Below are 12920 nucleotides of genomic sequence, written 5' to 3'. Positions count from 1 at the left end.
CCCTTCGAAAGGGTTCTCCCTCTCCCTTCCCCGGACCCCCATCCCTCTCCCTTCCTAAACTTTTCGGTGTCGCTTCGCGGGGTGTCAACACGGGGAATTCGTCCTCTGCCCCCGCCTCTTCCAAAACAAAAACCCGCGATTTCCGGCGGCCGCACGCCCCTGCCGAAAGCACACAAGAAGTTTTGGAGGGTCCAGGGAACCTTTTCAAAAGGTTCCCTGGTCTCCCCGAAGGGGCCCCCCGGGAGGGCCGCCGGAGGCATTATTTCAACCGCTACTCCGCCTGTTTCGGCCAGCTGGCCTCGTCGAGCAGGAAGACGATATTCTTGTACGGCACCTCGCCGTGCAGGGACAGGCCGACCTCGCAGGTGCGCGAGGTGGAGTAGCCGATGGTGCAGCCGTCGAGCTGCTTGCGCAGGTCCTTGAGCGCGGCCTGGTTCAACTCGGGGTAGTTGAAGCCCCGGTCCCCGGCGAAGCCGCAGCAGAAGACCTCCTCGGGCACGACCACTTCGCGGGCGCACTGGCGGGCCAGGGCTTCCATGGGCTCGGCCAACCCCATCTTGCGCGACGAGCAGGTGACGTGCAGGGCGACCTTGCGGTTGACCGGGGTGAACTCCAGCTTGTCGGTCAGGAACTGGACCGCGAACTCCACGGGTTCATAGAGCTTGAGGCCCTTGATGTGTTCCTTCATGCGGTACAGGCACGGGCTGGTGTCGCAGAGGATGGGCAGCTCGCCGCCGTTGCTGGCCGCGCGAAGCGCGCATTCGAGTTCCTGGAGCTTGGCGTCGCCCTGCTTGATGAATCCCTTGGATTCCCAGGGCTGGCCGCAACACAGCTTGGTCATGTCGGCCGGGTAGACGACCTCGTAGCCCGCCTTGGCCAGCAGGCTCAGGGTGCGGTCGCGGATGGCGGTCTTGTCCGGGTCGTGCTTTTCCGGGCCCATGTGCCGGGCCACGCAACTGGGGAAGTAGACCACGCGGTTGCCGGTGGCCGGGGTCTTGAGGCGCGCGGGTGTGGCGGCGCGGGGCATGGAGGTGTTCCAGCGGGGGATACGCTTGCCCGTGCCCTTGTGCAGGCCGCCCGCCACGGCGTCCATGGCGCGGTCGCCGAGCACGTCCTGGGCGGCTCCGGCCACGCGCAGGGCGCCGGACACGGCGTGGATGGTCATGCCGGTGGTATTGGCGGTGAAGGAGGCTACCGCGTTTTCCCAGCGTCCGTGCCCCCAGGAGCGGTACTGCTTGATGAACTTGCCGGTGTCGATGGCCACAGGACAACGCGTGCCGCACAGGCCGTCTGCGGCGCAGGTGGCATCGCCGTCGTAGTCGTAGCTGTCGTGGAAGGCCCGCTTGGTTTCGGCCGCGTCGCCCGCCTGTTCCTGACGGGAGATTTCGCGATAGGCCACGATGCGCTGGCGCGGGGTCAGGGTCAGGGAGCGCGACGGACAGACCGGCTCGCAGAAGCCGCACTCGATGCAGCGGTCGATCATGTCGTCGGCCACGGGCAGGGGCTTGAGGTCCTTGAGGTGCGCGCGCGGGTCGTCGTTGAGGATGACGCCGGGGTTGAGCAGCCCCTGGGGGTCGAAGAGCGCCTTGATCTCGCGCATCAGGGCGAAGGCGTCGCGGCCCCACTCCAGCTCCACGAAGTGGGCCATGTTCCGGCCGGTGCCGTGCTCGGCCTTGAGCGAGCCGTGATACTTGTTGGCGACCATGTCGGTGACGTCGTTCAGGAACGCCTCGTAGCGGTCGATCTCGGCCTGGGTGTTGAAGTCCTGGGTGAAGACGAAGTGCAGGTTGCCTTCGAGCGCGTGGCCGAAGATGATCGCCTTGTCGTAGCCGTGCTTGCGGAAGAGCGCCTGGAGGTCCAGGGCTCCGTCGGCCAGGGACTCGATGGGGAAGGCCACGTCCTCGATGATGACCGTGGTGCCCGGTTCGCGCACCGCGCCCACGGCCGGGAACAACCCCTTGCGCACGTTCCACAGCTTGCCGAACTCGGCGGGCACGTCCGTAAACGTGTGCGGTTCGAGCGGTTCGATGTCCTTGATGATCTCCTTGACGTTCTCGATCTTCTTCTTGAGCTCGTCGGCGGACCCGGCGCGGACCTCGACCAGCAGGGCGCAGGCGTCCAGGCCGAGCTTGTCCAGCCCCTCGGGCATGCCCGGCTTGTCCTGGACCGAGGCGATGGACGCGCGGTCCATGATCTCGGCGGCGGACACGGCTCCGCCGCGCACGGCGGTGGCGGCCCGGCAGGCCGAGCGGATGTCAGGGAAACGCATCAGGGCCGAGGCCTTGTGCGGGTGTTCGACCACGGTGTTGTAGACGACCTTGGAGATGAAGGCGAGGGTTCCCTCGCTGCCCACCAGGAGGTGTTGCAGGATCTCGAACGGGTCCTCGAAGTCCACGATGGCGTTGAGGCTGTAGCCGGTCGTGTTCTTGATCTTGAACTTGTGGCGGATGCGCTCGGCCAGGGTCTCGTCGGCCAGGACCTTGGCGCGCATTTCCGTAAGGCCGTCCAGGATGTGCCTGTGGCTCTGGGCAAAGGCGTTGCGGCTGGCCGGGTCGCCCGTGTCGAGCGGGGTGCCGTCCACCAGGACCAGGCGCATGGAGTGCAGGGTCTTGTAGGAGTTCTCGGCCACGCCGCAGCACATGCCCGAGGCGTTGTTGGCCACGATGCCGCCGATCTTGCAGGTGTCGATGGAGGCCGGGTCCGGGCCGATCTTCTTGCCGTGCGGGGCCAGGTACTTGTTGGCCTGGCTGCCGATGATGCCCGGCTCCAGCTCGATCTTGGCCGCGTCGTCGAAGATGCGGTAGTGCCGCCAGCCGTCGCCCAGACGGACCAGCACGGAATCGCTGATGGCCTGGCCGGACAGGCTGGTCCCGGCCGCGCGGAAGGTCACGGGCACCTGGTGCCGGTTGACCACGGCCAGGATGCGGACCACCTCGTCCTCGCTGTCCGTGTCGACCACGATCTTGGGGATGAGCCGGTAGAAGCTGGCGTCCGTGCCGTAGGCCAGGGTGCGCAGGGGGTCGGTATAGACCCGGTCCTTGGGCAGGAAGTCGAGCAATTCCTTATGGATCACGTCGTATGGGGCGATGAGCATTCATTCTCTCCTTGGTATGAAATCCGGTCCGAGCGGACCCGAGGAGCAAACCTACCATGATTATTCTTACTAAAACAAGCACGTGCCATTATTTTCCCGACCGTCACGCAACCGGATGACGGGAGTTCCCCAAAAGAAAAGGGACCCCGGCCGAAACCGGGGTCCCTGGGTTGTCGTGGTGCGGGAAACGATCAGCGCAGTTGGCGGAAGACCTCCACGGCCTCGGCGGGCGGCGGGGTTTCCATGCGCCGGTAGCGGCTGCCGTCGCTGGTCCGCTCGACCATGTGGTGGTCGGCCAGCTCGCGCCGGAGCAGGGCGTGGTCCTCGAACAGGTGCTGCTGTTCGAGCAGTTCGCTGATCTCGCATTCGTTGTAGTCCTTGCGCGGCGCGATGCGGGACCACATGACCCACAGGCAGAGCAGCCGCTCGGAATACTTCTTGGGCCAGCGCGTCAGGTAGCCCTGGCCGTCGAACAGGCGGACCACCCTCTTGACGCGCTTGAGGTTGACCTCGTCGGTCCGCATCTCGGGCGGTTCGATGGCCTGCCTGGCGTCGAACTCGGCCTTGAAGTGCTGGAAGTTGCGGAAGCCCGTGGCCTTGACGAGCAGGTTGAGCATCTCGACGTGGCCGGGCACGGTTTCGGCATCCCGGAGCTTGCGCCGCAGGGTCTGCGCCAGTGCGGAGACATCCCCCGCGTAAAAGGGCATGGGAACTTTGGACATGACATATCCTCGCTTGCGCGCCTGTCTCGGATAAGGGACTGCCGGTGGTCGCCGACTTCCGACCCGGCACGCTGCAAGGTGTCGAATGGAAAGGATATGATGGCAGGTTTAGCTCCCCGGAAACGGGGCGGCGACGCCTGGGTGAACTGCCGACCAGGGCCGTGTATACGCGGAATCGATACGGCGCGCAAGTGGAGCGGCCCGCGCCCTCCGGAGGAAAGGCAGGTGAGGAAAACCGCATCGCGGCAGGAGGCGGCGGGAATACGGCCCCTACCGGGCCTCGCCCTCCTGCTCCCTTTTGAGCACCGGGCAGCACTTGCTCAGGGGCTCGAAGGTCTCGGTCTCGCGCATGTAGCTGAGCAACTGGCCCGACTCCATCTCGAAGTACCAGCCGTGCAGGCTGAGCTTGCCCTGGTCCACCCGCTCCCTGATCCAGGGGAAGGTCATCAGGTTGCGCACCGAGCGCAGGATGCCCGCCATCTCGCAGGCGGTGCAGGACTTCTTGTTGACCTCGCCGAAGTGGTCCACGACTTCCTCGCGCACCGGGCTCATGACCGACAGCCACTTGTACAGGAACTCGGTGTGCCGGACCTTGTCGTCGTGCATCAAGGCGTCGATGCCGCCGCACAGGGAATGGCCGAGCACGATGAGGTGCTCCACCTTGAGGACCTTGACCGCGTACTCGATGGCCGAGGACACGCCGTGGAAGCCCTCGTCGCTCTCGTACGGCGGGACGATGTTGGCCACGTTGCGGACCACGAAGATGTCGCCCGGCTCGCACTGCATGATGAACGACGGGTCGGTGCGCGAATCGCTGCACGCGATGACCATGGTGGTGGGATTCTGCCCCTTGAGGAGGATCTCGAACGGGGCGTCCTCGCGGCTGAAATACTCTTTTCGGAAATTCCGGAAACCGGCGATGAACTTCTGAATGTCTTTCATGGGACGTTTCACCTCTTGGAATGTGGGCGGGAATCCTGGCCCCCGCCCTTCTCCAAGTAGAGGATTTCCCTACGGGTGGCAATGCGTTCCATACCCATCCGGTAGGGGAAATGATTGCGTCGAACAAGGAGGGCGCCGGCCGGAACCGGAGCCCTCCTTGACGGAAAAACCGGCGATGCGGCCTAATCGTACGCCTTGCGCATGGTCTCGTCCGCCATGGCCGGGGCCAGGACGCTCAGCCACTTCTCACCGTCCCAGGAGCCCAGCCGGGTATGGGTATCGAAATAGTTCTGCGGGATGGGATGGGTGCCGACCACCACCTCGATCCCGTAGCGGCCTTCCAGAAATTTCTTGAAGGTCTCGATGTGCGGGCACGGGGGATAGCCGACCAACAGGCCGGTGGCCAGGTGGATGACCTGGACCCCGTTCTTGACCATCTCGTCGCCCAGGTACTCCACGTTGCCGCCGGGACAGCCCGCGCAGGTGGTGTAGCCGACCAGTTGCACGTCCTCGCCCTCGTAGCGGGAGAAGGCGCCTTCACGGTTATTCAGCGCCCGCAGGCACTTGCCCCCGGCGCAGCGCCGGTAGCGGTCGCAGATGACGATGCCGATCTTGGTTGGATTGCTCATGGCAACTCCTTTGGCCGGGTGCGCCGGCCAGGGTTTCGGACAGGACTCCGCCAGGAGAAAAGGGAAATTTCGTCATGGGAGGAAACGGCTACTCGACCAGCCTTGCCCCGGCCCGCTCGGCCACCCCGCGCACGTGCTTTTCCATGGCCCGGTGCGCCTCGGCCGAACGCCCTGCCCGGATGTGCTCCATGATCTCCTCATGCTCGCGCACCGTGTCGTGCACGCTGTCGTCCAGGACCAGCGGCAGGGTCTGGCTCTCGAAAAATATCCCCAAAAACGGGGTGATGGCCTCGGTGAAGAACCGGTTGTTGGCCGCTTCGATCATGTGGGAGTGGAAGGCGAAATCGAGCCGGGAGAACTCGGCCAGGTCCCTGGACTCCAGGGCCGTGCGCATGGCCGCCACAACCACGCCCATGTCGTGCTTCTGGGCCGCCGTGGCGTTGACCGCCACCAGCCCGGCGATGGCCGGTTCGATGGCGTAGCGGAACTGGTACATCTGGGACTCGCGGCCGGACAGGGCGGAATGGTTGGCCACCGGACGGGGCGTTCCCAAGGGCGTGCCGTCCAACAAGAAGGCCCCCTTGCCGGGCTTGATCTCCACCCGGCCCATGGTCTCCAGGGCCACCAGCGCCTCGCGCACGGTCGGCCTGCTGAAGCCCAGTTCCTCGGCCAGGGTCCGCTGGGAAGGCAACTGGAAGCCGCCGGGCCAGCCGTTTTGGGCGATCATCGTCTGAATGCTCTCCACCGCCTCGTCCGACCTCGACATGCGACCGCCCCCCTTTGCGTATGTTCCGCTCATATCCCTCTCGACCTTTCCTGAACAGGAATCGACATTCTCGTTCCGGCCGGACGCCCCGGCCGACTGGTCTTACCAGTGCCTGTTCAGACCTAAACCACACCCCGGCACTTTTTGTCCACTTATTTTTATGGAGCCACATTTTTGTATGGTAATTTGCTTATTTTTACTTTTTCGTAATTTTTAGGATAATTTTATAAAGATTAATTTTTGATATTGACAATATCCGCAATCTATATGACCAAGGCCTTACCGGTCTGACCTGATGGTCAAAACGGTTTACCACCGAACGCATGCAACCGGAGAGAAGAGAAAGATGAACACCGCTATCCGCAATTGCCGCCGGCTGGCGCCGCCCGCAGATCCCGAGGCGGGCCCGAGGCGCTCTTCGCCGCGCCGGTTCTCTCCGGCGGGACAAACGAGAAACACTGCAACAACGGCGAACCATCATGGCTGACATCGGAAAAGTGGAGCTGTCCGCACTGGGCAAATATTACGGCGAGGTCGAGGCGCTCAAGGACATCGAACTGACCGTCCGGGCGGGCGAGTACTGCTGCCTGCTCGGCCCCAGCGGATGCGGCAAGTCCACGGCCGTGCGCATGATCTCCGGGCACGAGGACGTGACCAGCGGGGACATCCTCCTGGACGGCCGGAACATCACCAACGAGCCCCCCGCCAAGCGCAAGACCGCACTTATGTTCCAGAACTACGCCCTGTTCCCACACCTGTCCTGCGTGGACAACGTGGCCTTCAGCCTGAAGCTCAAGGGCGAGCCCAAGAAGAGCCGCCGCGCCCAGGCCATGGAATATCTCGAACTGGTCCACATGGGCGGGTTCGCCAAGGTCAGGCCGGACCAGCTCTCCGGCGGCCAGCAGCAGCGCGTTGCCCTGGCCCGGGCGCTGATCACCAAGCCCTCGGTCATCCTCCTGGACGAGCCCCTGTCCGCCCTGGACCCCTTCCTGCGCGTGCAGATGAGGAAAGAGCTCAAGAACATCCAGGAAGAGCTGCACATGACCTTCATCCATGTGACCCACTCCCAGGAGGAGGCCTTCGCCCTGGCCGACAAGGTGGTGGTCATGGCCGACGGCGGCATCCGGCAGGTGGGCACCCCGCGCCAGGTTTTCCAGTCCCCGGTCTCGCCGTTCGTGGCCGGGTTCATCGGCGGGCACAACATTTTCGAGGGCGACTTCGAAGCCATGGCCGAGGGGCATCGGCTGACCGTGGAAGGGGCCCGCGCCGAGCGCTGCTGCGATCTGCCCAACCTGAAAGGGACCGGAACCTACGGCTTTTCCGTGCGCACCGACCGGGTCCGCCTGGCGGGCGAGGGCCGGGACGACACGGATGTGACCCTGCCCGCGACCATCACCATGGCCGAATACCAGGGCACCCACGTGGTCCTGCACTGCGATACCGAATCGGGCCGGACCGTCCAGGTCTGCGAGCCCGACGACCGATATTTTGCCGACACGCCCGCGCCCGGGGATCGGGTTACCCTGGGCTGGGACTGTGCCGACATGAACGTGTTTCCCTCGCAAGGCGGGAAAGGCAACAACCAGTAACCGACACAGGAGAGAGAGTCATGGTTAAGGAAACGAAAAAAGACGGCAAGATGAGCCGCAGGAGCTTCCTGGGCAAGGCGGCGGTCGCCACCGCGGCCGTGGCCGCCGCGCCGGTCATCACCGGCTTCCCCACGGTCTGGGCCCAGAACATCAAGAACATCAAGCTGCGCCAGTTCGGCACGGGCACGGCCAGCGTCAACGCCATCGCCGAGAAGGTCAAGGCGGACCTCGGCTTCACCATCGAGATGACCGCGCTGGATTCCGACGCGGTGGTCCAGCGCGCGGTGACCCAGCCCAAGTCCTACGACATCGCGGACATCGAGTACTGGGTCTGCAAGAAGGTCTACCCCAGCGGCGTGATCCAGCCCATGGACACCTCCAAGATCAAGCTCTACGACAAGATTTCCCCGCTCTTCAAGACCGGCCAGTTGACCCCGGGCGCCGATATCGCCCAGGGCACGGCCCCGCACACCGTGGGCTTCGTGGAAAAGAAGGCGGACACCGCCTTCGCCAAGCGCGAGACCCAGTGGATGACCCTGATCCCGACCATCTACAACGCCGACACCCTGGGCATCCGCCCGGACCTGGTCGGCCGCCCCATCACCAACTGGCGCGACATCATGGACCCGGCCTTCAAGGGCAAGACCTCCATCCTGAACATCCCGTCCATCGGCATCATGGACGCGGCCATGATCTGCGAGTCCATGGGCGTGATCAAATACGGCGACAAGGGCAACATGACCCGCGACGAGATCGACAAGACCATCGAAGTCCTCAAAAAAGCCAAAAAGGACGGCCAGTTCCGCGCCTTCTGGAAGTCCTTCGACGAGTCCGTCAACCTGATGTCCTCGGGCGAGGTCGTCATCCAGTCCATGTGGTCCCCGGCCGTGGCTGCCGTCCGCGCCAAGGGCATCCCCTGCAAGTACCAGCCGCTGGAAGAGGGCTACCGCGCCTGGGGCGGCGGCCTGGGCATCGCCCGCCACCTGTCCGGCCTGGAGCTGGACGCGGCCTACGAGTACTTCAACTGGTACATCTCCGGCTGGGCCGGGGCCTACCTCAACCGCCAGGGCTACTACAGCGCGGCCCCGTCCACCTCCAAGCAGTACATGTCCGAGAACGAATGGAACTACTGGATGGAAGGCAAGGCGGCCACCGCCGACATCGTCAGCCCCGAGGGTGTGACCATGGAAAAGAAGGGCGCGATCCGCGACGGCGGCTCCTACGACGAGCGCATGGGCCACGTGGCCTGCTGGAACTCGGTCATGGACGAGAACAAGTACATGATCCGCAAGTGGAACGAGTTCATCGCCTCCTAGAACGAAATCAACGCGGCGGCTCCCCGGCCTTCCGGGGAGCCGCCCCAACACGGGCCGCACCATGACGCAATCCCGCCTTTCCTATCTCCAGGCGTTCCCGCTGTTCGCCATCATGCTGGTCTTCCTGGTCATCCCCACCGTGATGATCGTGGCAGTCAGCTTCTGGGACTACAACGCCTTTTCGATCATCCCGGACTTCATCTGGGACAACTACGACTTCCTGCTGACCTCGCCGGTCACCTGGCAGGCCTACGGCACGACCTTTTTCTACGCCCTGACCTCCTGGGCCCTGACCCTGGTCATCGGCTTCACCGCAGCCTACTACATGGCCTTCCACCTGCGCACCACCAAGGCCCAGACCATCTGCTTCCTGCTGGCGACCATCCCGTTTCTGACGTCCAATATCATCCGCATGATCTCGTGGATCCCCCTGCTCGGGCGCAACGGCCTGGTCAACCAGGCGCTGCTGTCCATGGGGCTCATCGACAATCCACTGGAATTTCTGCTCTATTCCGACTTTTCGGTGATCCTGGCCTTTGTCCACCTGTACACCCTGTTCATGGTCGTGCCCATCTTCAACTCCATGATGCGCATCGACCGCAAGCTCGTGGAGGCGGCCATCGACGCCGGGGCCTCGCCATTACAGGTCCTGACCCAGGTGATCATCCCCCTGTCCAAGTCCGGCATCACCATCGGGACCATCTTCGTCTTCACCCTGGTCATGGGCGACTTCATCACCGTGCGCCTCATGTCCGGCGGCCTGTCCGCCTCGGTGGGCGTGCTCATCTACAACGAGATCACCCTGCTGCAATACCCGGCGGCGGCCGCCGGGGCCGTGACCCTGCTGCTCACGGTCCTGATGATGCTCGCCATCCTCTTCCGTTTCGCCAACATCCGCGAAGACCTCTAAGGCGCAAGGGAGCGTATCATGAACACCACCGGCAAACGGCCGAAGAGCTTCTACTTCCTGACAGCCTTCTTCGCCCTGTTCATCCTCTTCCTGTACGGGCCCACCCTGACCATCGGCATATTGTCCTTCCAGGGGCCGTCCGGCGGCCTGACCTTCCCCATGAACGGCGTGTCCCTGCACTGGTACTTCAAGCTGTTCGAAACGCAGGCCGTGGGCGACTTCGGCGGGTCCCTGACCCGCTCCCTGCTCCTGGCCCTGGCGGTCATGATCACCACCATGGTCATCTCGCTCTCGGCGGGCATGGCCTTCCGCAAGAAATTCCGGGGCAGCGGCCTACTCTTCTACCTGACCGTGGTCAGCCTGATCATCCCGTCCATCCTGGTCAGCCTGGGCATCGGCCTGCTCTTCAACCAGGCGGGCGTTGAGCCCACCTGGTACGGCTCGGCGTTTGGCGCGCACCTGACCTGGACCCTGCCCTTCGGCCTGCTGATCATGTTCGCGGTCTTCAACCGCTTCGACAAATCCTTCGAGGCCGCGGCCACGGACATGTGCGCCACCCGGTTCCAGACCCTGCGCTTCGTGGTCATCCCGCTGATCCTGCCGAGCCTGGTGGGCGTGGGGCTGTTCGGCTTCACCCTGTCCTACGACGAGTTCGCCCGGACGATCATGACCTCGGGCTCGCAGAACACCCTGCCGCTGGAGATCTTCGGCATGACCACCAACGTGACCACGCCGGTGCTCTACGCGCTGGGCACCCTGACCACGCTCATCTCGTTCGCGGCCATCGTCGGCACCCTGGCCACCCTCAGCCTGCTCAAGCGCCGCCGCAGCCGCATCCAGGCCGGATAAAGGACAACCCCATGCGCATCCTGCTCATCAATCCCAATTCCAGCCCGGCCATGACCCGGACCATCGCCGACGCGGGCAAGGCCGTGGCCGCGCCCGGCACCGAGATCGCCGGCTGCTGCCCGTCCGGCGCACCCCTGTCCATCGAGGGCCACTCGGACGGCGTGCTGGCCGCCTTCCACACCCTGAAGCTCGTGGACGAGAGCGGCCCGGCGGACGCCTATGTACTGGCCTGCTTCGACGATACGGGCGTGGACGCGGTGCGCGAACGGGTTGCCGGACCGGTGCTCGGCATCGGCGAAGCCGCCATGCACGCCGCCACCATGCTGGCCTGTCGCTTCTCCATTCTGACCTCGCTGGAACGGTCCGTGCCCATCTTGGAAGACAACGCGGCCCGCTACGGCCTGGCCGCCCGCTGCCGGGGGGTGCACGCCGCAAAGCTGCCGGTCCTGGCCTTCGAGGACGGCGAGTCCGCCTACGCGGTCCTGCGCGACGCGGCCCGCGAGGTACTGGCAAGGGACCGCTCCGACGCCCTGGTCCTGGGCTGCGGCGGCATGGCCCACCTGGCCCCGCGCCTGGCCGGGGAGCTGGGCGTGCCCGTGGTCGAGGGCGTGGCCTGCGCGGTCAAGTTCGTGGAATCGCTCGTCTCCTTGAGGCTTGCGACGAGCAAGGCCGGAGGGTACGCCTACCCCCTGGTGAAAACGGCCCTATCCGATGGAGAACAGCATGTTTGATCTCGTGCTCGAAAACGTCCGCCTGGTCCTCGAAGACGCCACCCGCGACTGCGTCGTCGGCATCAAGGACGGCGAGGTCGCCCGCATCGATGAGCCCGGCATGCGCCTGGAAGGCAAGCAGGTCCTCGACTGCGCGGGCAAGCTGGTCATGCCCGGCTTCATCGACCTGCACGTGCATTTCAACGAGCCGGGGCTGACCCGGCGCGAGGATTATTTCACCGGCTCCTCCTCGGCCGCCGCCGGGGGCGTGACCCTGTTCGCGGACATGCCCCTGTCCAACGAGCCGTACACGTTGAGCGAAGCGGCCGTGCGCGACAAATTCGCGCGGGCGTCCAAGGGCTCGGTGGTGGACTACGCCGTCTGGGCCGGGCTGGTTGAGGACAACACCGGGCAGATGGCCCCCATGAGCGAAGCCGGGGCCTACGGCTTCAAGATGTTCACCTGCGACGGTGGGGACGGCTTCCCCATGCCCGAGCCCGCGACCATGCGGCGCGGCTTCGAGCGGGCGCGCGAACTCGGCTCCTTCGTCGGTGTGCACTGCGAGGACCAGGCGGTCATGGACCGCATCGCAGGCGAGGACCACGGCGGAGAGGACGATATATCCCGTTTCCTGGCCGTCCACTGCCCCGAGGCCGAGATCGAGGCCACCAAGCATGTCATCGGCCTGAGCGAGGAGACCGGCGGGCACCTGCACGTCTGCCACGCCAGCCTGCCCGAGGTGGTGGACATGGTCGCCGAGGCCAGGGGACGCGGCGTACCGGTGACCGTGGAGACCTGCCCGCAGTACCTGCTCTGCACCGCCGACGATCTGCGGCGCATCGGCGGACGGCTGAAATGCACCCCGCCCGTTCGCTCCGCCCGGGATGTGGAGGGCATGTGGCAACGCATCGAGAACGGGGATATCGACTTCATCGGCACGGACCATTCGCCCGCCGAGACCTTCGAAAAGGAGCGCGCATCCTTCGACCAATGCTGGGGCGGCATCAACGGGGTCCAGTTCCTCTTTTCCCTGCTCCACACCGAGGGCGTGGTCCGGCGCGGGCTCTCCCCCGAACTCCTGGTCCGGCTGTACAGCGCCGCCCCCGCGCGGTTCATCGGCCAGTACCCGCGCAAGGGCACGCTTGCGGAGGGCAGCGAGGCGACTTTCGTGATCTTCGACCCCGAGGCCCAGTGGACCATCCGGGCCGGAGATCTTCTGACCAAGCACGAGCAGACCCCCTATGCCGGGATGCCCTGCACGGGCCGCGTTGAACAGACATGGCTGCGGGGCGAGTTGGTCTGCCGATTCGATTCCGATACGGGCAAGCACCGGCTGACCGGCCGGGCCGGTTCCGGCAGGCCGGTGCCCCCCGTAAACAACAAAGGGAAATAA

11 protein-coding genes are annotated in these 12920 nt (G+C 64.9%); 6 read left to right on the top strand and 5 right to left on the bottom strand.

Annotation, left to right across the window (positions count from 1 at the left end):
- Positions 1-271: 271 nt before the first annotated feature.
- The 5 genes from V8V93_RS06090 to V8V93_RS06070 form a co-directional block, all read right to left on the bottom strand.
- Positions 272-3094 carry an FAD-binding and (Fe-S)-binding domain-containing protein gene (locus V8V93_RS06090; protein ID WP_338669468.1) on the bottom strand — a complete coding sequence of 941 codons (2823 nt, stop codon included), beginning with the start codon at positions 3092-3094 and terminating at the stop codon, positions 272-274.
- 191 nt (positions 3095-3285) lie between these two features.
- Complete coding sequence (locus tag V8V93_RS06085) at positions 3286-3816, bottom strand: DUF2087 domain-containing protein (RefSeq protein WP_338669467.1); 531 nt, start codon at positions 3814-3816, stop codon at positions 3286-3288.
- Between the two features lie 270 nt (positions 3817-4086).
- Complete coding sequence (locus V8V93_RS06080) at positions 4087-4758, bottom strand: carbonic anhydrase (RefSeq protein ID WP_338669466.1); 672 nt, start codon at positions 4756-4758, stop codon at positions 4087-4089.
- A 182-nt stretch (positions 4759-4940) separates the two neighbouring features.
- Positions 4941-5387 carry a CGGC domain-containing protein gene (locus V8V93_RS06075; protein WP_338669465.1) on the bottom strand — a complete coding sequence of 149 codons (447 nt, stop codon included), beginning with the start codon at positions 5385-5387 and terminating at the stop codon, positions 4941-4943.
- Positions 5388-5475: 88 nt separating this feature from the next.
- Positions 5476-6153 carry a FadR/GntR family transcriptional regulator gene (locus tag V8V93_RS06070; protein ID WP_338669464.1) on the bottom strand — a complete coding sequence of 226 codons (678 nt, stop codon included), beginning with the start codon at positions 6151-6153 and terminating at the stop codon, positions 5476-5478.
- Positions 6154-6632: 479 nt separating this feature from the next.
- Between V8V93_RS06070 and V8V93_RS06065 the strand changes: the two genes are divergently transcribed.
- From V8V93_RS06065 to allB, 6 genes are all read left to right on the top strand, one after another.
- Complete coding sequence (locus V8V93_RS06065; protein WP_338669463.1) at positions 6633-7742, top strand: ABC transporter ATP-binding protein; 1110 nt, start codon at positions 6633-6635, stop codon at positions 7740-7742.
- Positions 7743-7762: 20 nt separating this feature from the next.
- Positions 7763-9058 (top strand): ABC transporter substrate-binding protein, encoded by a 1296-nt coding sequence (locus tag V8V93_RS06060; protein WP_338669462.1) that lies wholly within the window; start codon positions 7763-7765, stop codon positions 9056-9058.
- A gap of 61 nt (positions 9059-9119) precedes the next feature.
- A complete protein-coding gene (locus tag V8V93_RS06055; protein WP_338669461.1) occupies positions 9120-9968 on the top strand; it encodes an ABC transporter permease in 849 nt (282 codons plus the stop codon).
- Between the two features lie 18 nt (positions 9969-9986).
- Positions 9987-10817 (top strand): ABC transporter permease, encoded by an 831-nt coding sequence (locus V8V93_RS06050; protein WP_338669460.1) that lies wholly within the window; start codon positions 9987-9989, stop codon positions 10815-10817.
- An 11-nt stretch (positions 10818-10828) separates the two neighbouring features.
- Positions 10829-11548: an aspartate/glutamate racemase family protein gene (locus V8V93_RS06045; protein ID WP_338669459.1), complete on the top strand. Its 720-nt coding sequence runs from the start codon at positions 10829-10831 to the stop codon at positions 11546-11548.
- Positions 11541-12920 carry an allantoinase AllB gene (allB, locus tag V8V93_RS06040; protein WP_338669458.1) on the top strand — a complete coding sequence of 460 codons (1380 nt, stop codon included), beginning with the start codon at positions 11541-11543 and terminating at the stop codon, positions 12918-12920. Before V8V93_RS06045 ends, allB begins: the two co-directional genes overlap by 8 nt.

The sequence above is a fragment of the Pseudodesulfovibrio sp. 5S69 genome (assembly GCF_037094465.1).
In the GTDB taxonomy this organism is placed as follows: Bacteria; Desulfobacterota; Desulfovibrionia; order Desulfovibrionales; family Desulfovibrionaceae; genus Pseudodesulfovibrio; species Pseudodesulfovibrio methanolicus.
This window is presented reverse-complemented; position numbering and strand designations above follow the sequence as displayed.

What these genes read in the sequence shown, in the direction of transcription:
- V8V93_RS06090 (WP_338669468.1), bottom strand. Translation starts at nt 3,094, where the DNA reads ATGCTCATCGCCCCATACGACGTGATCCATAAGGAATTGCTCGACTTC.
- V8V93_RS06085 (WP_338669467.1), bottom strand. Translation starts at nt 3,816, where the DNA reads ATGTCCAAAGTTCCCATGCCCTTTTACGCGGGGGATGTCTCCGCACTG.
- V8V93_RS06080 (WP_338669466.1), bottom strand. Translation starts at nt 4,758, where the DNA reads ATGAAAGACATTCAGAAGTTCATCGCCGGTTTCCGGAATTTCCGAAAA.
- V8V93_RS06075 (WP_338669465.1), bottom strand. Translation starts at nt 5,387, where the DNA reads ATGAGCAATCCAACCAAGATCGGCATCGTCATCTGCGACCGCTACCGG.
- V8V93_RS06070 (WP_338669464.1), bottom strand. Translation starts at nt 6,153, where the DNA reads ATGTCGAGGTCGGACGAGGCGGTGGAGAGCATTCAGACGATGATCGCC.
- V8V93_RS06065 (WP_338669463.1), top strand. Translation starts at nt 6,633, where the DNA reads ATGGCTGACATCGGAAAAGTGGAGCTGTCCGCACTGGGCAAATATTAC.
- V8V93_RS06060 (WP_338669462.1), top strand. Translation starts at nt 7,763, where the DNA reads ATGGTTAAGGAAACGAAAAAAGACGGCAAGATGAGCCGCAGGAGCTTC.
- V8V93_RS06055 (WP_338669461.1), top strand. Translation starts at nt 9,120, where the DNA reads ATGACGCAATCCCGCCTTTCCTATCTCCAGGCGTTCCCGCTGTTCGCC.
- V8V93_RS06050 (WP_338669460.1), top strand. Translation starts at nt 9,987, where the DNA reads ATGAACACCACCGGCAAACGGCCGAAGAGCTTCTACTTCCTGACAGCC.
- V8V93_RS06045 (WP_338669459.1), top strand. Translation starts at nt 10,829, where the DNA reads ATGCGCATCCTGCTCATCAATCCCAATTCCAGCCCGGCCATGACCCGG.
- allB (WP_338669458.1), top strand. Translation starts at nt 11,541, where the DNA reads ATGTTTGATCTCGTGCTCGAAAACGTCCGCCTGGTCCTCGAAGACGCC.